This is a genomic window from Streptomyces sp. NBC_01244, from assembly GCF_035987325.1.
GTDB lineage: Bacteria > Actinomycetota > Actinomycetes > Streptomycetales > Streptomycetaceae > Streptomyces.
On the sequence record NZ_CP108488.1, the window covers coordinates 3661071 to 3681684 of the forward strand.

At 70.2% G+C, this 20614-nt stretch carries 23 protein-coding genes, 1 tRNA gene and 1 riboswitch; of the genes, 9 read left to right on the forward strand and 15 right to left on the reverse strand.

The window, feature by feature from the left end; all coding sequences use genetic code 11:
• Positions 1-72 precede the first annotated feature (72 nt).
• From OG247_RS16255 to OG247_RS16275, 5 genes are all read right to left on the reverse strand, one after another.
• Positions 73-1497: a DUF445 domain-containing protein gene (locus OG247_RS16255; protein WP_327252931.1), complete on the reverse strand. Its 1425-nt coding sequence runs from the start codon at positions 1495-1497 to the stop codon at positions 73-75.
• Positions 1498-1622: 125 nt separating this feature from the next.
• Positions 1623-2450 (reverse strand): DUF1707 SHOCT-like domain-containing protein, encoded by an 828-nt coding sequence (locus OG247_RS16260; RefSeq protein WP_327252932.1) that lies wholly within the window; start codon positions 2448-2450, stop codon positions 1623-1625.
• A 74-nt stretch (positions 2451-2524) separates the two neighbouring features.
• Positions 2525-3547 (reverse strand): ABC transporter ATP-binding protein, encoded by a 1023-nt coding sequence (locus tag OG247_RS16265; RefSeq protein WP_327252933.1) that lies wholly within the window; start codon positions 3545-3547, stop codon positions 2525-2527.
• Complete coding sequence (locus tag OG247_RS16270; RefSeq protein ID WP_327252934.1) at positions 3505-4371, reverse strand: ABC transporter permease; 867 nt, start codon at positions 4369-4371, stop codon at positions 3505-3507. The genes OG247_RS16265 and OG247_RS16270 overlap by 43 nt, the downstream gene beginning before the upstream one ends.
• A gap of 43 nt (positions 4372-4414) precedes the next feature.
• Positions 4415-5251, reverse strand: a complete 837-nt coding sequence (locus tag OG247_RS16275; protein ID WP_327252935.1) for an ABC transporter permease — start codon at positions 5249-5251, stop codon at positions 4415-4417.
• Between the two features lie 186 nt (positions 5252-5437).
• Here OG247_RS16275 and OG247_RS16280 point away from each other — a divergent pair, with 186 nt between their 5' ends.
• The gene (locus OG247_RS16280; RefSeq protein ID WP_327252936.1) at positions 5438-7897 is read left to right on the forward strand and encodes a transglycosylase domain-containing protein; all 2460 of its coding nucleotides are present in this window, start codon (positions 5438-5440) and stop codon (positions 7895-7897) included.
• 33 nt (positions 7898-7930) lie between these two features.
• Here OG247_RS16280 and OG247_RS16285 read toward each other — a convergent pair whose 3' ends face one another.
• The 3 genes from OG247_RS16285 to OG247_RS16295 form a co-directional block, all read right to left on the reverse strand.
• On the reverse strand, positions 7931-8251 hold the full coding sequence (locus OG247_RS16285; protein ID WP_327252937.1) for a DMT family transporter: 321 nt from the start codon (positions 8249-8251) through the stop codon (positions 7931-7933).
• A 31-nt stretch (positions 8252-8282) separates the two neighbouring features.
• Positions 8283-8376: riboswitch (guanidine-III (ykkC-III) riboswitch) on the reverse strand.
• A gap of 58 nt (positions 8377-8434) precedes the next feature.
• Positions 8435-8776, reverse strand: a complete 342-nt coding sequence (locus tag OG247_RS16290; protein WP_250741151.1) for a GroES family chaperonin — start codon at positions 8774-8776, stop codon at positions 8435-8437.
• Positions 8777-8822: 46 nt separating this feature from the next.
• Positions 8823-9191: a DUF3618 domain-containing protein gene (locus OG247_RS16295; protein ID WP_327252938.1), complete on the reverse strand. Its 369-nt coding sequence runs from the start codon at positions 9189-9191 to the stop codon at positions 8823-8825.
• 64 nt (positions 9192-9255) lie between these two features.
• Between OG247_RS16295 and bcp the strand changes: the two genes are divergently transcribed.
• The 4 genes from bcp to OG247_RS16315 all read left to right on the forward strand — a co-directional run bounded on the left by bcp (position 9256) and on the right by OG247_RS16315 (position 11440).
• Positions 9256-9723 carry a thioredoxin-dependent thiol peroxidase gene (gene bcp / locus OG247_RS16300; protein WP_327252939.1) on the forward strand — a complete coding sequence of 156 codons (468 nt, stop codon included), beginning with the start codon at positions 9256-9258 and terminating at the stop codon, positions 9721-9723.
• A gap of 141 nt (positions 9724-9864) precedes the next feature.
• Positions 9865-10488 (forward strand): HNH endonuclease, encoded by a 624-nt coding sequence (locus OG247_RS16305; RefSeq protein WP_327252940.1) that lies wholly within the window; start codon positions 9865-9867, stop codon positions 10486-10488.
• The gene (locus OG247_RS16310) at positions 10485-11354 is read left to right on the forward strand and encodes an HNH endonuclease (protein WP_327252941.1); all 870 of its coding nucleotides are present in this window, start codon (positions 10485-10487) and stop codon (positions 11352-11354) included. Before OG247_RS16305 ends, OG247_RS16310 begins: the two co-directional genes overlap by 4 nt.
• Positions 11355-11365: 11 nt before the next feature.
• A tRNA-Leu gene (locus tag OG247_RS16315) sits at positions 11366-11440 on the forward strand.
• A gap of 57 nt (positions 11441-11497) precedes the next feature.
• Here the strand turns inward: OG247_RS16315 and rdgB are convergent.
• From rdgB to OG247_RS16335, 4 genes are all read right to left on the reverse strand, one after another.
• Positions 11498-12115, reverse strand: coding sequence for an RdgB/HAM1 family non-canonical purine NTP pyrophosphatase (gene rdgB / locus OG247_RS16320; RefSeq protein ID WP_327252942.1), 618 nt, complete (start codon positions 12113-12115; stop codon positions 11498-11500).
• 43 nt (positions 12116-12158) lie between these two features.
• A complete protein-coding gene (locus tag OG247_RS16325; RefSeq protein WP_327252943.1) occupies positions 12159-12581 on the reverse strand; it encodes a hypothetical protein in 423 nt (140 codons plus the stop codon).
• Positions 12582-12673: 92 nt separating this feature from the next.
• Positions 12674-13405 (reverse strand): ribonuclease PH, encoded by a 732-nt coding sequence (gene rph, locus OG247_RS16330; RefSeq protein ID WP_243337256.1) that lies wholly within the window; start codon positions 13403-13405, stop codon positions 12674-12676.
• A 132-nt stretch (positions 13406-13537) separates the two neighbouring features.
• The gene (locus OG247_RS16335; protein WP_327252944.1) at positions 13538-13882 is read right to left on the reverse strand and encodes a PTS glucose/sucrose transporter subunit IIB; all 345 of its coding nucleotides are present in this window, start codon (positions 13880-13882) and stop codon (positions 13538-13540) included.
• A 174-nt stretch (positions 13883-14056) separates the two neighbouring features.
• On the opposite strand from OG247_RS16335, the gene OG247_RS16340 reads away from it, so the two are divergent.
• Complete coding sequence (locus OG247_RS16340) at positions 14057-15358, forward strand: PTS transporter subunit EIIC (RefSeq protein ID WP_327252945.1); 1302 nt, start codon at positions 14057-14059, stop codon at positions 15356-15358.
• A gap of 401 nt (positions 15359-15759) precedes the next feature.
• Positions 15760-17031, forward strand: coding sequence for a PTS transporter subunit EIIC (locus OG247_RS16345; protein ID WP_327252946.1), 1272 nt, complete (start codon positions 15760-15762; stop codon positions 17029-17031).
• A gap of 81 nt (positions 17032-17112) precedes the next feature.
• On the opposite strand, the gene OG247_RS16350 is transcribed toward OG247_RS16345, so the two are convergent.
• Positions 17113-17865, reverse strand: a complete 753-nt coding sequence (locus OG247_RS16350) for an MBL fold metallo-hydrolase (RefSeq protein WP_327252947.1) — start codon at positions 17863-17865, stop codon at positions 17113-17115.
• A 228-nt stretch (positions 17866-18093) separates the two neighbouring features.
• Between OG247_RS16350 and OG247_RS16355 the strand changes: the two genes are divergently transcribed.
• Together OG247_RS16355 and OG247_RS16360 are read left to right on the forward strand one after the other, a co-directional pair.
• A complete protein-coding gene (locus tag OG247_RS16355) occupies positions 18094-18513 on the forward strand; it encodes a hypothetical protein (protein WP_327252948.1) in 420 nt (139 codons plus the stop codon).
• 50 nt (positions 18514-18563) lie between these two features.
• Positions 18564-18857, forward strand: coding sequence for a DUF488 domain-containing protein (locus OG247_RS16360; protein WP_442813621.1), 294 nt, complete (start codon positions 18564-18566; stop codon positions 18855-18857).
• 464 nt (positions 18858-19321) lie between these two features.
• Here OG247_RS16360 and OG247_RS16365 read toward each other — a convergent pair whose 3' ends face one another.
• Entirely contained in the window at positions 19322-20272 is a 951-nt protein-coding gene (locus tag OG247_RS16365) for a PLP-dependent cysteine synthase family protein (RefSeq protein WP_327252950.1), read from the reverse strand.
• Positions 20272-20559, reverse strand: a complete 288-nt coding sequence (locus OG247_RS16370) for a MoaD/ThiS family protein (RefSeq protein WP_243337269.1) — start codon at positions 20557-20559, stop codon at positions 20272-20274. Before OG247_RS16370 ends, OG247_RS16365 begins: the two co-directional genes overlap by 1 nt.
• Between the last annotated feature and the right edge of the window lie 55 nt (positions 20560-20614).

Below are 20614 nucleotides of genomic sequence, written 5' to 3' on the forward strand. Positions count from 1 at the left end.
CCACGCCCGGGGGGCGTCTCCGGCGCCCCGTACGGCGCCGCCCACCGTGCCCGGCCGGACCCCATCGCCCCGCTACGCCCCGAAGGCCCGCGACACGGTGTAGATCAGGAGGCCCGCCAGAGCGCCGACCACCGTGCCGTTGATGCGGATGAACTGGAGGTCGCGGCCGATGTGGGCCTCGATCTTGCGCGAGGTGTGCTCCGCGTCCCAGCCCGCCACCGTGTCCGTGATCAGCGAGGTGATCTCCGTGCGGTACGTGGTGACCACGTAGACCACCGCGCCCTCGATCCAGCCCTCCACCTTGTCCTGGAGGCGGCCGTCCGTGGCCAGCCTGGCGCCCAGGGACATCAGCGAGGAACGGACCCGCAGGCGCAGCGCACTGCGTTCGTCCTCCGCCGCCGAGATGATCATCGAGCGGACCGCCGTCCAGGTGGAGGCGATCACGTCCTGGATCTCCTCGCGCTGCAAGATCTCCGACTTCAGGCGCTCCACCCGCGCCCGCGTCTCCGTGTCCGACTGGAGGTCCGCCGCGAAATCGGCGAGGAAACGGTCCACCGCCCCGCGCGCCGGGTGCTCCGGCATGTCCCGCATCTCCTGGACGAAGCGCAGCAGTTCCTTGTAGACGCGGTCGCCGATCTTGCGGTCCACGAACCTCGGGGTCCAGCCGGGGGCCCCGCCCTGCACCGCCGCCTCCACCGACTCGGCATGGGTGACCAGCCAGTCGTACGCCCGCGCGCACACCAGGTCCACGACCCGGCGGTGGCCGCCGTCCGCGACGACCTTCTCCAGCGTCTTGCCGATCCCCGGCGCGATCTCCGCCGTCTCGGCCCGCCGCGTGATCGCCTCGCCCACGACGGCCTGCACATCGGAGTCCCGCAGGACCGTCAGCGCCCCGCGCAGGGCCGTGGCCAGCTCTGCCGTGACCCGGTCGGCGTGCGCGGGTTCGGCCAGCCAGGCGCCGAGCCGGCCGCCGATGCCGAGGGCGTGCAGCCTCGTGCGCACCACGTCGGCGGAGAGGAAGTTCTCCCCGACGAACTCCCCGAGCGAGACGCCGAGCTGGTCCTTCTTCGTCGGAATGATCGCGGTGTGCGGGATGGGCAGGCCGAGCGGCCGCCGGAACAGGGCGGTGACGGCGAACCAGTCCGCGAGCGCACCGACCATGCCCGCCTCGGCCCCGGCCGCGACGTACCCGGCCCAGCCGCCCGCGCCCGCGTGCTCCGCCCACTTCGCCGCCACGTAGACCAGCGCGACCAGGACCAGCAGGCCGGTGGCGGTCCGCTTCATCCGGCGGACGCCGCGCCGGCGCTCCTCGTCCGCCTCGCTGAACACGAAGCCGCCCCGTGCCGTAGCCCCGGTCGATGACCTCGTCGACGAAGCCGAAGATTCCGACGAATCCGACGAAGATCCAGCCTCCGCCGTAGCCGTCGTGCTGCCCTGCTCCACGTGCTCCTGCCTTCCCCCGGGCGACGGTTTCGTCCGCGAAGCGTCCGACTTCATAGCATCCGACTCCCGGGGCGCCCGGGGAGTTCCCGGCGCGCCGTACTCGTCCCCCGTCTGTGGACCGCGGTCCCCCGGACCGTGTCGCCCTGGAGCTCCTTCCACTGCCGCTTCTACAGCCGCTTCTACAGCTCCTTGCGCGGCTTCTGCTTCGCCACCGCCCGCTGCTTCGGCGGTTTCACCTTCACCTCGACCCCGCCCCAGAAGGCGAGGCCCGTCACGACCACCCGCGGAGCCCCCGGCTCCACCGGGCCGGGGCTGTCGCGCTGGTCGAAGCCCCCCATCACGCCGATGCCGCGTACGTCGACCTCGATGCCCGGCGGGACGGTGATCTGGATGCCGCCCATGATGGCGACGCAGTTGATCACCACCTCCCGCTCCGCGAAGTTCGCCTCGCGCAGGTCGATCTCACCGCCGCCCCAGAACGCCACCGCGTGGAACCGGGCGGGCACGGTCCAGTTGCCCTTGCGCTGGAAGCCCGACATGACCGCGACGGCCATGGCCGGGCCGCCCGCCGCCCCTCCGCCGCCCACGATCCGGGCCGGCCAGGCGGCCTCCGAACCCGCCGGCACCGCCTTCGTCAGCCCGACCGGAGCCACCGGGGCGACCGCGATCGGGGCCGTCGCACCCAGCGCGGGCAGATCCCGCGTCAGCGGTTCGAGCTCCGCGTACGTGCGGGACCGGTAGGCGGCGTCCAGCCGCTCCTCGAACTCGTCCATGTCGAGCCGGCCCTCGGCGACGGCGTCCCGCAGCCGGTCCACCACCCGCTCCCGGTCGGCGTCCGAAGCCCGCAGCTCGGGCAGCGGCGCCGGCGAGGCCGCCTGCGCCTGCAATGGCGCCTGGGATGGCGATGGTCCTCCGGGGAGGGCCGTCTCGGACCGCGGCTCCTCGGACCGCGGCTCCTCGGACTGCGCCGACTCGGGCAACGGCTTCTCGGGCCGCTCATCACTCATGCGGACCAGCCTATGCAGTCACCCCGGAGAGCGGTACGGCCCGAACCCCTCTCCGGGTCAGGGTTGTCCCTGATTTATCCCCGCCCCGCGTACATCCGCGCGATCACGTCCTCGATGTCCGGCTCCCGCACCGACAGGTCCAGCAGCGGGTACTGCGCCGCCACCGCCGCCACCAGCGGAGCCGCCGAAGCGCGCGCCGGGAACGCCAGCCACTGCCGCGCGCCCTCCACCTTCACCACCCGCGCCCCCGCCACCTCGATCGGCGGGAGCTCCCGCTCCAGGTCCACCACCAGCGTCCGCTCGCTCACCACCGCACCGTCCGCGCCGCCCGCCGTGTGCAGCCCGCCCAGCGAGCCGTCGTAGACCAACCGCCCGTGGTCGATCACCATCACCCGCTCGCACAGCTGCTCGATGTCCTGGAGGTCGTGCGTGGTCAGCAGCACCGTCGTGCCGAGCTCCTCGTTCAGCTGCCGCAGGAAGCCCCGTACGCTCGCCTTGCTCACCACGTCCAGCCCGATCGTCGGCTCGTCCAGGTACAGCACGTCGGGGTCGTGCAGCAGCGCCGCCGCGATGTCCCCGCGCATCCGCTGCCCCAGCGACAACTGCCGTACCGGTACGTCGAGCAGCTCGGCGAGGTCCAGCCGGTCCACGCAGCGCTCCATGTTCTCCGCGAACCGCGCCGGCGGGATCCGGTACATCCGCCGCATCAGCGCGTACGAGTCCTTCAGCGGCAGGTCCCACCACAGCGTCGTGCGCTGCCCGAAGACCACCCCGATCCGGTGCGCGAGGCGCATCCGCTCCCGCGCCGGATCGATGCCCGCGACCCGCAGCCGGCCGCCGCTCGGGGTCAGGATGCCGGTGAGCATCTTGATGGTGGTCGACTTGCCCGCGCCATTGGGCCCGATGTAGCCGACCATCTCACCCCGGGCCACCTCGAAGCTGATCCCGTCCACGGCCCTGACCTGCCGTTTCTCCCGGCGCACCAGGCCCACCCTGCGGCGTACGTCGAATACCTTCTCGACCCCGTCCAATGAAATGAGCGCATCCGACACGACTAGCTCCCCGTGCTGCGGTACGAACGAACGCCCGCGCGCCATGCCAGCGACGCGGGGAGGAACACCAGGAAGGCCACCAGCGGGCTCGCGTACGCCACCCACCCCGGCAGCCCCAGCGGATCGGGCCGGCCCAGCACGTACAGCGCGGGCAGCCAGTTGACGAAGGCGAGCGGCACGATGAAGGTCACCCCGCGCAGCAGGTCCTTCGCGAAGACGGTCGGCGGGTACTGGAGCATGGTGCAGCCGCCGTAGGTGAAGCTGTTCTGCACCTCCGCGGCGTCCCCGGCGAGGAACTGGAAGGCCGCCCCGGCCACCATCACCGCGCCGAAGATCGCCGCCCCGGCCGTGATCATCACGGGCACCATCAGGACCTTCCCGACCGTCCAGTGCAACTGGTCCAGCTCCGAGACGGCCCACCCCAGCACCGCGAGCCCCTGCCCGATCCGCCCCAGCCGGCGCAGCGCGAAGCGGTCGGCCGCCACCTGCGCGAGCACCGGGACCGGGCGGACCAGCATGGTGTCGAGGGAGCCGTCGCGGATCCGGGCACCGATCCGGTCGGTGTTGCCGAGCAGCAGGTCGGCCAGGCCCAGGGAGGCCGAGCAGGACCCGTACAGCAGGGCGATCTCGGGCAGCGTGAAACCGCCCAGCTCGTCCACGTGCGAGAACATGATCATGATCGCGACGAAGTCGAGGAGCGTGATGGCCGCGTTGCCGAAGGTGGAGAGGAGGAAGGACGTGCGGTACGTCATCGTCGACCGGATCCACATCGCGGCGATCAGCCGGTAGCCGCGCAGCCCTTCCAGGACCCGGCTGCGCCGCGGGACGACCAGCCCGGGCGCCTCCGCCCGTTCGGTCGGCGCAGTCACCCCGGCTCCTCCCGCCGCTCCCGCCCCTCCCTCCACCACCCGCTCAGCCACCCTGAACCACCACCTTCCGCGTCGCCGCCGACTGCACCAGCCGGCCCAGCCCGAGCAGCACCACCGCCCACGCGGCCTGGAAGCCCAGCGCCCCCGCCGTACGCGCGGCCCCGCCGGCCCCACCGCCCCCGCCGAGCAGCACGTCCACCGGCACCTGGAGCATCGCCGCCCAGGGCAGGACGCGGACGAACTCCCCGAAGCCGCCCGGGAACACGGTCAGCGGCAGCAGCATCCCGGAGCAGAAGATGGAGACGACCGTGGCCATCATGTTGATCCCGGCCCCGTCCATCAGCCAGAAGGCCGCCAGACCCAGCAGGTAGCGCAGCGCGAAGCTCACCACCAGCCCGAGGAACACGGAGACCAGGAAGAGCAGCCAGCGCAGCGGAGCGGTGGGCAGCGCCAGTTGGAAGACGAGCCCGCCGATCACCAGCGGAACCACGCCACGGCCCAGGAGTTGGAACACCGCCCGGCCCAGGTCACCCGCGAGCCACCACGCCTGGAGATCGGCCGGACGGTACAGGTCGACGGCGATGTCACCCGTACGGACGCGTTCTTGGAACTCCTCCTGGAAGCCGCCGCCGATCAGCGCCCCGGCGGCGAGCAGCGCCTGACTGACCCACATGAACGTGAGGGCCTCGGACTGGTCGTAGCCTCCGAGCCCGGGCCGCTCGTCCCAGAGTGCGATGTACGTGTAGGCCAGGATGAAGCCGAACACGGTGTTGGTGAACACCCCCGCCGCGGTGGCCGTCCCGTAGGTGGCGTACCTGCGAAAGCCCCCGGCCGCGACCGCCCCGTAGAGCCCCGCTCGCCGGGCCGTCGGCTGGCGCACCTCGTCCCCTCCGTTTCCCGGATCGTTGCTGCGTCGTTCCTACGTCGGCCAAAGCGCGCGAGCTTAGTGCGGAGGGGCGATCCACGCGAACGATTTACGCCCGTCCGGAGCGGAACCGGCGGCCATCGGGTAGACAGCATGAGGTACAGATGTGGATATTTCGTACGGCGCCGAGGAGTCCCGGAGATGAGCGACCCGTCACCACCGCCCGGATGGACGCCTCGCGATCCCGACACCCCCGACGGGCAGCAGCCCACCGGCACCGGCGCGGCCCCGCAGCCCGGAGCGCCGCCCGCGGCCAAGGACGCGAAGAGAGCGGCGAAACAGCAGGCCAAGGCGGCCAAGAAGGCCAAGCGCAAGCGCACCGGCTGGCGCCGCCTCCTCCCGACCTGGCGCATGGCCCTGGGCGCGTGCCTGCTGCTCGCCCTGCTCATCGGCGGCGCCCTCGTGGCCGGCTACCTGCTGGTCCACATCCCGCCCGCCAACGCGGCCGCCACGGCGCAGTCCAACGTCTACCTCTACACCGACGGCACCCAACTCGCCCGCGACGGCGAAGTCAACCGCGTCAACGTGCCGCTCTCCCAGATCCCCCGGACCGTCCAAGAGGCCGTACTGGCCGCCGAGGACCGCGACTTCCACTCCGAACGGGCGGTGGACCCCGCGGCGATGCTGCGCGCCGCCTGGAACACCGCGACCGGCAAGGGCACCCAGTCCGGATCGACCATCACCCAGCAGTACGTCAAGAACTACTACCTGGGCCAGGAACAGACGATCAAGCGGAAGGTGAAGGAGTTCTTCATCGCGATCAAGCTCGGTCGTGAGAAGTCGAAGAACTACATCCTCGAGGGATACCTGAACACCAGCTACTTCGGCCGCAACGCCTACGGCATCCAGGCCGCCGCCCAGGCCTACTACGGCAAGGACGTCGGCAAGCTCACCACCGCCGAGGGCGCCTACCTCGCCACCCTCCTCAACTCCCCCAGCGCCTTCGACGTCGTCGCCCACCCCCAGGGCCGCGGCCGCGCCCTCGCCCGCTGGAACTACGTGCTCGACGGCATGGTCAAGAAGGGCTGGATGACGCCCGCCGAACGCGCCGCCACCCGGTTCCCCGAGCCCGGCAAGATCCGCCCGGCCGCCGGCCTCTCCGGACAGCGCGGCTACCTCGTCGAGGCCATCAAGGACTACATCGCCGAGAACAAGATCCTCGACGACAAGACCCTCGCCGAGGGCGGCTACCGCATCACCACGACCATCGACAAGACCCGCCAGACCGCCATGGTCGACGCCGTCAACGACAAGATGGTCAGCAAGCTCGACCCCGAGAAGCGCAAGGCGGACCGCGTCGTACGCACCGGAGCCGTCTCCATCGACCCGGCCACCGGCAAGGTCGTCGCCCTGTACGGCGGCATCGACTACACCAAGCAGTACGTCAACAACGCCACCCGGCACGACTACCAAGTGGCCTCCACCTTCAAGCCGTTCGTCTTCGCCGCCGCCGTCCAGAACAACTCCCGCACCCAGGGCGGTCGCCTGATCACCCCGTACACGATCTACAACGGCGACAACAAACGGCCCGTCGTCGGCAGCCGCATCCCCTACGACCCGGAGAACGAGGGGCAGCTCAGCTACGGCAACATCACCGTCAACACCGCCACCGACCTCTCCGTCAACTCCGTCTTCGCCCAGATGGTCGTCGACGTCGGCACCGACAAGGTCAAGCAGACCGCCATCGCCCTCGGCATCCCCGAGAACACCCCGAACTTCGACCCGGGACCGGCCATGGCGCTGGGCACCATGCAGGCCAGCGTCCTGGACATGACCCAGGCCTACGCGACCCTCGCCGACCACGGCCGCCGCACCCCCTACACCTTCGTCGAGAAGATCACCAAGGCGGGGGACACCGTCCCGCTCCCCTCGCGCGACCCGGCCCAGGCCGTCAGCCGCGAAGCCGCCGACACCACCACGTCCATGCTGGTCAGCGTCGTGGACAACGGCACCGGTACGGCCGCCCTCGCCGCCGGCCACCCCGCCGCCGGCAAGACGGGCACGGCCGAACAGGACCGCTCGGCCTGGTTCGCGGCGTACACCCCGAACCTGGTCACCGTCGTCTCGATGATGGGCCAGGACCCGGACACCGGCTCCCTGGAATCCCTCTACGGAGCCCTGGGCGAGGCCCGCATCGGGGGCGGCGGCTACCCGGCCCGGATCTGGGCCCAGTACACGAAGACGGCCCTGGGGGACAGCGACCCCCTCGACTTCGACCTGGAGCTCATGCCGGGCGCGAACCAGCCCCCGCCGCCCCCGCCCGTGAACCCGGACCCGACCCCCTCCCAGGAGGAAACACCGGGCGACCGCCCCTCGGGCCGGCCGGGCCGCCCGACCCGGACCCCGTCCACAGGCGGACAGACGGACGGGGGCCGGACGGACGGCGGCCAGACGACGGGCGGGCAGAACAACGGAGGCCAGACGGACGGAGGTCAGACCACCGGCGGCCAGAACACCGGGGGCCAGACCACGGGCGGCCAGACGGACGGCGGCCAGAACACCGGCGGCCAGACCGACGGCGGCGCCGCAACGGGCACCACGACGGGCACCCAAGGCGGCACCACCGAAGGCCTACGCCCACCGGCGGACCTACTGGAGTAGCCCAGTGAACCGGTGACTCAGCGACTCAGCGACTCAGTGACCGGAGGTCGCCTTCAGCCCGACGACGGCGGCCAACAGCAGACAGATGAAGAAGATCCGGGCGGCGGTGACGGGCTCCCCCATGGCGACCATCCCGACCACCGCCGCACCGGCCGCGCCGATGCCGACCCACACGCCGTACGCCGTACCGATCGGCAGGGTCTTGACCGCGATCGACAGCAGCACCATGCTCGCCACGATGCCGGCGCCCGTGAACACGCTCGGCCAGAGCCGGGTGAATCCGTCGGTGAACTTCATGCCGATCGACCAAGCGACTTCGATCAGACCGGCGACGATGAGCAGAATCCAGGCCATGACGGGCACCTCCGGAACGAGAGCGGAACGGGGTGCGTCGTCTTGTCATGCAGCCATCGGCAACAGCGCGACAGCCACCCGGTACGGCGCGTCTCGTCGGGGGTTCCTCCCCACCGTAGCAAAACCCGACGAAAAGGGCCGGTGACGATGGTCACCGGCCCATTCCCCACATCTGCGCGTGGTCTAGAGATAAAGCCCCGTGGAGTCTTCCGACCCCAGCCGCTCGGCGGCCACGGCGTGCAGGTCCCGCTCCCGCATCAGCAGGTACGTCGCCCCGCGCACCTCCACCTCGGCCCGCTCCTCGGGGTCGTACAGCACCCGGTCCCCCGGCTCGACCGTCCGTACGTTCTGCCCGACCGCGACCACCTCGGCCCAGGCCAGCCGCTTGCCCACCGCGGCCGTCGCCGGAATCAGGATGCCGCCGCCCGAGCGGCGCTCACCCTCCGGCGAATCGGATTTCACGAGCACGCGGTCGTGCAGCATGCGGATGGGCAGCTTGTCGTGGGTGGTGGTGTTCTCGCTCACGGAGCGAACCTACCCGCCCACACCCGCCCCGCACCCCCCAGGGTCATCAGCGCTTGCGTCGCGCCGACATCACCAGCAGGCCCACGACGCCGGCCGCGAGCAGTGCGACCGGCACGATCCGCTCGACGCGCGGGGCGCCGTCGTCGTGACGCAGCCCGTCGCGCGCATCGGTGACGAGGCGGTTCACCGTGGCCACCGCACGTCCGACGACATGGTCGACGTTGCTGACCATCTTCGCCTTGGCGTCCCCGACGATCGTCTTGGGGTGCATGCGCACCCCGATCTCGTCGAGCGCCTCGGCGAGCTGCTCGCGGCGGCGGACGATGTCCGCCTCGATCTGTGCGGGGGTCCTGGCTTCCGGCACCGCGCTGCCTCCGTCGTCGTGGTCGGTCCCTCGGCGGGCGTAGCCCACCATGAACAGTCTGTCAGCAGCTTAGTCTCGACACCGTACCGATCCCCTCCCGAGGAGACTGTTGAGAATGAGCGAGCGACTTGAGCCGGGCGACATCGCCCCCGCCTTCACCCTGCCCGACGCGGACGGCAACGAGATCTCGCTCGCCGACCACAAGGGCCGCAAGGTGATCGTGTACTTCTACCCGACCGCCCTGACCCCGGGCTGCACCAAGCAGGCCTGCGACTTCACGGACAACCTGGCCGTCCTTGCCACGGCCGGCTACGACGTCATCGGCATCTCCCCGGACAAGCCGGAGAAGCTGGCGAAGTTCCGCGAGCAGGAGCACCTGAAGGTCACCCTGGTCAGCGACCCCTCCAAGGAGGTTCTGACGGCCTACGGGGCGTTCGGCGAGAAGAAGCTGTACGGCAAGACCGTCACCGGAGTCATCCGCTCCACGGTGATCGTCGACGAGGAGGGCAAGGTCGAACGCGCCCTCTACAACGTCAAGGCCACGGGCCACGTAGCCAAGATCATCAAGGACCTGGGCATCTGATCCCGCCCCGCTCCTGCCGAAGCGGCCCGCACCCACCCGGTGCGGGCCGCTCTGCTTTCCGGACGAAATCAGCCGTAACTGTCCGACTATCGGTCCGTTACTCCGTACGAGGGCCGCACGCGCGGCCGATAGGGGGAGGCAATGACAGTCCGGTACACGCGCGAGCTCCTGCAAGAAGCAGCCCGCGAGACGAACACCTGGGACGACGCCGTCCGCTGGTGCGGCGGCACGGCAACCAGTGGAAGCAGGCGCTACCTGCAGGCGAAGATGCGGGAAGCGGGGATCGACTGCTCCCACTTTCCGACGGGATGGGCACGGCACACGGAGGAGCGACTCCGCGAGCTGGTGGCCGCGTCCACGTCCATCTCGGAGGTGATAGGCCGACTCGGCATCAACAACGTCGGCGGCAACCAGACACACATCTCGCGGCGGATCGCCGCTCTCGGCATCGACACCTCGCATTTCGTCACGACCCGAAGGCGCCCCAAGGGGTCGCTCGGACCAGCGCTCTCACTCAGGGATCCGCAGGACGGCCGAATCCCTGGCGATCGGCTACGCCGAGAGTTGCGGAAGGTCGGTGTTCCCGAGGAATGCGACGAGTGCGGCATCGGCACGGTGTGGAACGACAAGCCCCTCCGACACGAGGTCGATCACATCAATGGCGAGTGGTGGGACAACCGACAGGAAAACCTCCGGCTCCTGTGCCCCAACTGCCATGCAGCTACGGACACGTACCGGGGCCGCAAAGCCAGGAGGGCGGCATGAGCGAGGTCAAGTACACGCGGGACCTGCTGAGCCGGACGGCGCCACGGGCCACCAGCCTGGTCGACCTCATGCGGCTTCTGGAGGCCCCGCTGCTGGCAGGTCCGCGTAGGTATCTGCGCGACAGACTCGCTCACTACGGCATCGACACGTCCCATTTCGTCGACGAGCCGCTCCCCGACCGGGTCCGCCAGCACTACACGGAGGAGAGGCTGCGCGAAGCCGCCGCATGCTCGGTCGAGATCGCCGGAATGCTCGCCCACATGGGCGTCGAGCCGTACAACAGCGCCCGCGCCCACATCACCAAACTCCTCGATCGGTTCGGGATAGACACCTCGCACTTCCCACCGCGACACGCTCCTTCATCACGTCACCTCTTCGCCCGCGGGGACATCGCGCACGCCGTCGCCGACTCGATGAGCATGGCCGGGGTCATGCGCACACTCGGACACCACCCCCTCGACGGTGCCGCACGCGCCAAGGCCAGGCGGAGCATCAGCGAATACGGGCTGTCGACAGAGCACTTCACCGGCCAGGGACACGCCATCGGACGCCCCTCCCCCGCGCGGATGCCCTCGGCCGAGATCCTGAGGCGCCTCGAAGCCGGTTCCTCGCGCACGAAGACGGTGACACTCCGCCGAGCTCTGGACGACCTCGGCGTACCGCACCTGTGTGTGGAGTGCGGCACTGGGAACGTTTGGCGGGGCCGGAGGCTCGTTCTGGAGATCGACCACGTGAACGGCGACCGGCTCGACAACCGCCGTGAGAACCTCCGCTACTTGTGCCCTTCCTGCCACAGCCAGACCCCGACCTTCGCCAATCGATCAAGGACACCCATCCCTTCGCAACGAACCGTCGCCGACCAGTAAGGTGGTGGTGCGGGTCCGTACCCCAGCTGGCTAGAGGGCGCCGGTTTAGATCCGGTGTGTCGTGGGTTCAAATCCCACCGGGCCCACAGCAACGGCCGGTCACCCCTCGCGGGGTGGCCGGCCGTCGGCGCATCCGGGCTTCGTCAGCCCAACAGTTCCCGGACCGCCGGGACCAGGGCGCGGAAGGCCTGGCCTCGGTGGGAGATGGCGTTCTTTTCTGCCGCCGTGAGTTCCGCGCAGGTGCGGGACTCGCCCAGGGGCTGGAGGATCGGGTCGTAGCCGAAGCCGCCCGTGCCCGCCGGGGTGTGGCGCAGCGTGCCCAGGAGGCGGCCTTCGACCACGCGTTCCGTGCCGTCCGGGAGGGCGAGGGCGGCCGCGCAGAAGAAGTGGGCGCCGCGGTGTTCGTCGTCGATGTCGCCGAGCTGGGACAACAGGAGCGCCAGGTTCGCGGCGTCGTCGCCGTGGGCGCCGGCCCAGCGGGCCGAGAAGATGCCCGGGGCGCCGTTCAACACGTCCACGCAGAGGCCCGAGTCGTCGGCCACGGCCGGGAGGCCCGTCGCCTGGGCCAGGGCGTGGGCCTTGAGGAGGGCGTTCTCGGCGAAGGTGACGCCGGTTTCCTTGACGTCCGGGATCTCCGGGTACGCGTCCGCGCCGACCAGCTCGTGCGGCAGGCCGGCGGCGGACAGGATGGCGCGGAGTTCGGTGACCTTGCCCGCGTTGCGCGTGGCGAGGATCAGGCGGCTGGGCTGCGTGGAGGTCATGCAGCCATTATCCGGGCCGCCCTCCGGCCTCCGGGCTGCGGGCTCAGCCCGGGGTGCAGACCTTCGAGATCTCCTTCGCCGCGTCCGCGACCGGGGTGACGTCGGGGGTCGTGGTGCCGCCCTCGATGGAGGTGCGGACGTTCTGGACGGCCGTGTTCATCGAGGAGATGGCCTTGCTCAGGTCGGCGTTGTCCGTCTGGTCGCCGACCTTCTTGAGGTTGGCCTCGATCGCGTTGAGCGCGTTCTGGGCGTCCTGGGGGCTGTTGCCGGCCTGCGAGACCGCCTGCTGGAGGTCGTTGGCGCCGTCCGTGATGGCGACTGCCGTGCTCGCGCAGTCCATCGCGGTCGAGATCGCGTCGCAGGAGGTGATCGCGGGTATGGCGAGCGCTGCCGTCAGGGCGACGGCTGCCAGGCGGTACTTCGGCTTCACTTCGGCCCCCAGGAGGATGGTGGATACAAAAAACATGCGGATACGTGGACGGGCGCACGGCTTCGACGCCGTGCACCCGTATCCCGAAAGACGCACGGACGGGCCGCGCGGTTGCCGCGTGCGCGAGGCTAGAGCGTGAGCTCCAGGGCGCCGAGCTGGAGGGCTTCCAGGTCGGCGCAGCCGCCGGAGGCCAGGTCGAGGAGGGCGTTGAGTTCCTTGCGGTCGAAGGGCTCGCCCTCGGCCGTGCCCTGGACCTCGACGAAGCGGCCGTCGCCGGTGCAGACCACGTTCATGTCGGTCTCGGCGCGCACGTCTTCCTCGTAGCAGAGGTCGAGGAGCGGGACGCCGTCGACGATGCCGACGCTGACGGCGGCGACGGTGCCGGTCAGGGGCTTGCGGCCGGCCTTGATGAGCTTCTTGCCCTGGCCCCAGGAGATGGCGTCGGCCAGGGCCACGTAGGCGCCGGTGATGGCCGCGGTGCGGGTGCCGCCGTCGGCCTGGAGGACGTCGCAGTCCAGGACGATGGTGTTCTCGCCGAGGGCCTTGTAGTCGATGACGGCGCGCAGCGAGCGGCCGATCAGGCGGGAGATCTCGTGGGTGCGGCCGCCGATCTTGCCGCGTACGGATTCGCGGTCGCCGCGGGTGTTCGTGGCGCGGGGCAGCATCGAGTACTCGGAGGTGACCCAGCCTTCGCCGCTGCCCTTGCGCCAGCGCGGGACGCCTTCGCTGAAGGAGGCGGTGCAGAAGACCTTGGTGTCTCCGAAGGAGACGAGGACGGAGCCCTCTGCGTGCTTGCTCCATCCGCGTTCGATGGTGACCGGGCGGAGCTGTTCGGGCGTACGGCCGTCGATGCGAGACATGGCACCGAGCCTAGTCGGTGCGGGCCCCGGGCCGTGTCGCTGCGAGAAGACCCCGTCCGGGTGCGTCCGGTCGGGGTCCTGTCGTACGTACGAGTGCGCGCGGGGGCGCGCGCGTGAGCCGGTGGGCTCAGCTCACATCATGTCTTCGATGTCGGCGGCGATGGGGTCGGCGTCGGTGCCGATGACGACCTGGATCGCGGTGCCCATCTTGACGACGCCGTGGGCGCCGGCGGCCTTCAGTGCGGCCTCGTCGACCTTGCTCGGGTCGATGACCTCGGTGCGCAGGCGGGTGATGCAGCCCTCGACCTCTTCGATGTTCTCGATGCCGCCGAGCCCGGCGACGATCTTCTCAGCCTTGGTGGCCATGTGTTTCTCCCTGAGTTCTACGAAGAACGAGTCCGACTGACATCCGGCGTCCGGCGTCTGTGACGCCTGTCGCCCGACCGACCGACCAACCAGGGCGGTCCGCTTCGTCACGGTAGCCCACGATTGGCCCAGCTACGCGGGCACATGCCCGGTATCTGCCGAATGATGATGATCAGCACCAACCTGCCCTCAGGCAGGTGAAATGCGACCGCAACACAAGTGGTCTACACCAGTGTGCCGCAAGTGTTGCGACTGCCAAAAACGGGCCGTTCAGGGAGGACGCGGATGAGCGCGAGCAGCGCCGCAGCAGTGCCACAGCCGAAGTGGTGGAACGGCTTGTTCCAAGGGCTGCAGAAGATGGGCCGGAGCCTTCAGCTGCCGATCGCCGTACTGCCGGCGGCCGGCATCCTGAACCGGTTCGGCCAGGACGACGTGTTCGGCAAGGACGGCCTGGGCTGGACGAACGTCGCCAAGGTCATGGCCGCCGCGGGCGGCGCGCTGCTCAACGCCGACCTCGGCCTGCCCCTGCTCTTCTGCATCGGCGTCGCGATCGGCATGGCCAAGAAGGCGGACGGCTCGACGGCGCTCGCGGCGGTGGTCGGCTTCCTCGTCTACCGCAGCGTGCTGCGCGTCTTCCCCAAGGACTGCCCGACGGGGACGAAGGACATCGGCGGTGGCTGCCTGGGGCCCGACCAGACCTTCGCCGAGTACACCTTCCAGAACCCCGGGGTCTTCGGCGGCATCATCATGGGTCTGCTGGCCGCCTGGTTCTGGCAGCGCTACCACCGGGTCAAGCTGGTGGACTGGCTGGGCTTCTTCAACGGCCGCCGCCTGGTCCCGATCATCATGACCCTGGTGGCGATCGCCTTCGCCGTCCTGTGCCTGTTGATCTGGCCGCCGATCGGCGACGCGCTGGAGAGCTTCTCGGACTGGCTGATCAGCCTGGGCTCGGTGGGCGCCGGCATCTTCGGCATCGCGAACCGCGCGCTGCTGGTGATCGGCCTGCACCAGTTCCTGAACGTGCCGGTGTGGTTCCAGTTCGGCAGCTACACCAAGCCGGACGGATCGACCGTGCACGGTGACATCCCGATGTTCCTGGCGGGGGACCCGAACGCCGGCCAGTTCCTCACCGGCTTCTTCCCCATCATGATGTTCGCCCTCCCGGCGGCGGCGCTGGCGATCACGCACTGCGCGAAGCCGGCCCGGCGCAAGGAGGTCGGCGGTCTGATGCTGTCGGTCGGCCTGACCTCGTTCGTCACCGGCATCACGGAGCCGCTGGAGTACTCGTTCCTCTTCCTCGCGCCGATGCTGTACGCGGTCCACGCCGTGCTCACGGGTGTGTCGATGGCGGTGACCTGGGCGTTCGGGGTCAAGGACGGCTTCAGCTTCTCGGCAGGCCTGATCGACTACGTCATCAACTGGAGCCTGGCGACGAAGCCCTGGCTGATCGTTCCGATCGGCCTGTGCTTCGCGGTCGTCTATTACGGCATCTTCCGCTTCGCCATCACCAAGTGGGACATCAAGACGCCCGGACGGGAGTCCGACGAGGAGATCGAAGCGATGCAGGCGGAGAACACCAAGGCGTGAGCCCCTCCGGGACTTCCGGCCCGTGCGAGCCGCGGGCCGGAAGGGGTCCGAAGCACCCCCGAACCCCGGCGAAGGTCCTGCCGGAACCCGTCGGCGGCCCCCTCCCGGGGCGCCGAAAGCCCTCCCGCACCATGCCGTAAGCCCTGCTCAGGGCGGAAGAATACGAGACGAAGGCCTCCGGACCCACAGGGTCCGGAGGCCTTTGTCATGTATGTACCGGTGTGTCTTCCACCACGGAATTGGTGGGTTCCTTACGCGGACCTCACCGTGCTACAACTGGTCTACACCACTGAGTGGTGTAGACCACGTAGGCCTTTCGGCCCCGGGGTCCCCCGTTCCGAGACTCTGCCAATCCCCCGTTTTCCACGTCTTGGCAGAGCCTTGTCCACTGGAGGAAGACCATGTCCACAGCCACCGCTGCGGAAAAGAAGAAGGGCGCTGGCGTGATGGCCGTCATGCAGCGCATCGGCCGGAGCCTCATGCTCCCCGTTGCGGTGCTGCCTGCCGGCGCGCTCCTGCTCCGCCTGGGCGCGGACGACATGCTCGGCGACAAGGACGTCTTCCCGACGTTCATCCTCAAGATCGCCGGGTACATGGCCGCCGGTGGTGGCGCGATCCTCGACAACATGGCGCTGCTGTTCGCCGTCGGCATCGCGATCGGCTTCGCCAAGAAGTCCGACGGTTCGACCGCCCTCGCGGCCGTCACCGGTTACCTGGTCTTCCAGAAGGTGCTCGCCACCTTCACGGACAGCAACCTGCCGCAGAAGGCCACGGTCGCCGGCGGCAAGATCGTCATGGTCGACGCCCCGGTCAACGCCGGTGTGCTCGGCGGTGTCGTGATGGGTGTCATAGCCGCCCTGCTCTACCAGAAGTTCCACCGGACCAAGCTCCCCGACTGGGCCGGCTTCTTCGGCGGCCGCCGCCTCGTCCCGATCCTCTCCGCCTTCGCGGGTCTGGTCACCGGCATCGTCTTCGGTCTCATCTGGCCGGTCCTCGGCGCGGGTCTGCACAACTTCGGTGAGTGGCTGGTCGGCTCCGGCTCGGTCGGCGCGGGCATCTTCGGTGTCGCCAACCGTGCGCTGATCCCGATCGGCATGCACCACCTGCTGAACTCCTTCCCGTGGTTCCAGGCCGGCTCCTTCGACACCCCGACCGGTGCCGTCCACGGTGACATCGGCCGCTTCCTCGCCGGTGACCCGACCGCCGGACAGTTCATGACCGGCTTCTTCCCGATCATGATGTTCGCCCTCCCTGCGGCCTGCCTCGCGATCGTGCACTGCGCCCGCCCCGAGCGCCGCAAGGTCGTCGGCGGCATGATGTTCTCCCTCGCGCTCACCGCCTTCGTGACCGGTGTGACCGAGCCCATCGAGTTCACCTTCATGTTCATCGCCCCGGTCCTCTACGCGATCCACGCGGTCCTGACCGGTGTCTCCCTGGCGCTGACCTGGGCCCTGGGCATGCGTGACGGCTTCGGCTTCTCCGCCGGTGCGGTCGACTTCGTCCTGAACCTCGGTATCGCGAACAACCCGTGGGGCCTGGTCGGCATCGGCCTCTGCTTCGCGGTCGTCTACTACTTCGTCTTCCGCTTCGCCATCACCAAGTGGAACCTGCCGACGCCGGGCCGCGAGTCCGACGAGGAGCTCGCCGAGCTGCTCAAGGCCGAGGCCAAGTAAGCACGTAGGGCCCGTACGCAGGAAGCCCCCGCTCTCCCGGAAGGGAGGGCGGGGGCTTTCGCGTGTCCGGTGACGGGCTCGTCAGACCTCGTACACCGCGCCCGTGTACGCCAGCTCCACCGGGCCGTCGTAGACCGCGCGGGCGTCGGCCAGGTTGCGTTCGGCGTCCGTCCACGGCGGGATGTGCGTCAGGACGAGGCGGCCCGCGCGGCCGGCGCGGGCGAACTCGCCGGCCTCGCGCCCGTTGAGGTGGAGGTCCGGGATGTCCTCCTTGCCGTGCGTGAAGGAGGCCTCGCACAGGAACAGGTCCGTGTCCTCGGCGAGCAGGCCCAGCTCGGGGCAGGCGCCCGTGTCACCGGAGTACGTCAGCGCGCGGCCGCCGTGCTCGACGCGGATCCCGTAGGACTCGACGGGGTGGCAGACCTTCTCCGTGCGGACCTGGAACGGGCCGATCTCGAAGGTTCCGGACTTCAGGGTCCGGAAGTCGAAGACCTCGCTCATGGAACGCTCGTCGGGGACGTCCTCGTAGGCGGTGGACAGCCGCTTCTCGGTGCCCTCGGGGCCGTACACGGGGATGGTGCCGCAGCGGCCGCCCTCGTGGCGGTAGAAGCGGGCGACGAAGTACGCGCACATGTCGATGCAGTGATCGGCGTGCAGGTGGCTGAGGAAGATCGCGTCGAGATCGTAGAGCCCGATGTGCCGCTGGAGCTCGCCGAGGGAGCCGTTGCCCATGTCGAGGAGCAGCCGGAAGCCGTCGGCCTCGACGAGGTAGCTCGAACAGGCCGATTCCGCGGACGGGAACGAGCCCGAACAGCCGACGACGGTGAGCTTCATGGAGCGTGAACCTCCGTGGACGGTCCGTGGACGGAATGCGGGCCGTGCGTGGGTCGAGCGTAAGGCGCGAAACGTCCGGTCGCTCCTCCGCGGCGGGCCGTTGTGGGGCGAATCACCTGAGCTGTCACCCGGGGGAGCGACGGGGTGGACGCGGGTTGCCGTTCGGCGTGCCGCTGCGGTGCGTGCCGCTGCCATGCCGGGGGTGCCGGGCAGGACTACGGTCGGAGTATGGACACGTCCTGGTGGCCGGCGGTCGCCGCGGTGGTGGTCGTGATCCTGCTGGTGCTCCTGCCCCGGCGGGTACGGCGGGCCGCGGATCCACCGCACGGACCGGGACCGCTGCCGCGGCCGGAGGCCGGTGAGCTGTGGTCCCTGGAGGACGGACGGCCCGTCCTGGTGCTGGGCGTACGGGGCCACCGGGCACGGATCGCGCGGATCACCGGGAAGTACGACGACCGGCGCGCCGGGGTGATCCCGCTGCCGCCGGGAGTGGTGGGGGCGCGGGGCGGGTTCCTGGAGGCGGACCGGGTCGTGGAGGTGTCGGTGTGGGAGTTCGCGCGGGCGCGGCCGCTGGGGACGGTGGATCCGGCGGTGTGGGACGAGGTGAAGGGGCTCGGGGGGCTCGGAGGACCGGGGTCGTCCGGCTGAAGCGGGTCTACGATCCCCCGGAGCCGGAGCTGGACGGGGTCCGGGTGCTCGTGGACCGGCTGTGGCCGCGGGGGCTGTCGAAGGAGGCGGCGGGGGTAGACGAGTGGGCGAAGGCGGTTGCCCCGTCGGGGGAGCTGCGGAAGTGGTTCCACGGAGGTGGGTCGGTGGCGGAGTTCCGGGAGCGGTACGCGGTGGAGCTCCGCTCGCAGGAGGCGGTGGCGGAGCTGTCGCGGCTGCGGTGCGTGGCTGCGGCCGGGCCGATCACGCTGCTGACTGCCGTCAAGGAGCCGGAGGCCAGTCATGCGGGAGTGCTGGCCGCACTGTTGGCGGACGCGCCTTCCTGACCCCGTCCGGGGGTGGCCGGTCGGGATGCTCGCCCCTGCCGCCCCGGCGCGGTGGCCGGCGGGCGGGTGCGGGTGGAGGCCCTGCGGGGGCTGTCCCCTACCCGCCCTTCCACCGTTCCCCGGGCGCTGCCCGGAGCCCGAAAGACCCTGGGGCTCCGCCCCAGACCCCGCGCCTCAAACGCCGGCGAGGCTGGGTCTATCCAGCCCCTCCGGCGTTTGAGGAGCGGGGGTACGGGGCCGGCCCTCGGAACAGGTCCGGGCAGAGCCCGGGGAACGGGCGAAGGGCGGGTAGGGGACCCCGCCCCGCAGGGCCGACACACCCCCACCCACCCACCGGCCCCAGGCGGCCGTGGCGGGCACGCCGACCGGCCCCCGTCGGACGGAGTCCGGCGCAGCGGCGCGAAGCCCGCGCAGCGGTGCGAGCGACGCGTCGAGAAGGAGTGCGACGCGTCGAGAAGGGCCGGCTACGCCCAGAGTTGGCCCTGGAGGACTTCGATGGCTTCTTCCGTGGTGGCCGCCGTGTAGACGCCCGTCGAGAGGTACTTCCAGCCGCCGTCGGCCACGACGAAGACGATGTCGGCCGACTCGCCCGCCGCCACCGCCTTGCGGCCGACGCCGATCGCCGCGTGCAGGGCCGCGCCCGTGGAGACGCCCGCGAAGATGCCCTCCTGCTGGAGGAGCTCGCGGGTGCGGGTGACCGCGTCCGCCGAGCCCACCGAGAAGCGGGTGGTCAGGACCGACGCGTCGTACAGCTCGGGAACGAAGCCCTCGTCGAGGTTGCGCAGCCCGTAGACGAGGTCGTCGTAGCGCGGTTCCGCTGCGACGATCTTGACGCCCGGGACGTGTTCGCGCAGGTAGCGGCCCACGCCCATGAGGGTTCCCGTGGTGCCGAGGCCCGCCACGAAGTGGGTGATCGAGGGGAGGTCCGCGAGGATCTCCGGGCCGGTCGTGGCGTAGTGGGCGCCCGCGTTGTCGGGGTTGCCGTACTGGTAGAGCATCACCCAGGAGGGGTTCTGCGCCGCCAGTTCCTTCGCGACGCGGACGGCCGTGTTCGAGCCGCCCGCCGCCGGCGACGGGATGATCTCGGCTCCCCACATGGCCAGCAGGTCGCGCCGCTCCTGGGAGGTGTTCTCCGGCATGACGCACACGATGTTGTAGCCCTTGAGCTTCGCGGCCATGGCGAGGGAGATGCCCGTGTTGCCCGAGGTGGGCTCCAGGATCGTGCAGCCGGGGTACAGCCGGCCGTCCTTCTCGGCCTGCTCGACCATGTGGAGCGCGGGGCGGTCCTTGATCGAGCCGGTCGGGTTGCGGTCCTCCAGCTTCGCCCAGATCCGGACGTCGTCCGAGGGCGAGAGCCGGGGCAGGCGTACCAGCGGCGTGTTGCCGACCGCGGCCAGGGGGGAGTCGTAGCGCATTACTTCGATCCGCCGGCTACGGCCGGGAGGATGGTGACGTTGTCGCCGTCCTTGAGCGCGGTGGAGATGCCGTCGAGGAAGCGGACGTCCTCGTCGTTGAGGTAGACGTTGACGAAGCGGCGCAGCTCGCCGCCCTTGGCCTCGTCGATGATGCGCTCCTGGATGCCCTTGTGGCGGGTCTCCAGGTCGGTGAAGAGGTCGGCCAGCGTGGCGCCCTCACCCGTGACGGCCTTCTCGCCGTTGGTGTAGGTGCGGAGGATGGTGGGGATGCGGACCTCGATGGCCATGGCAGGCTCCAGTCAGGATGGTGAAGGGAAGGCGGGCGAAGCGGAGCGGGCGTGA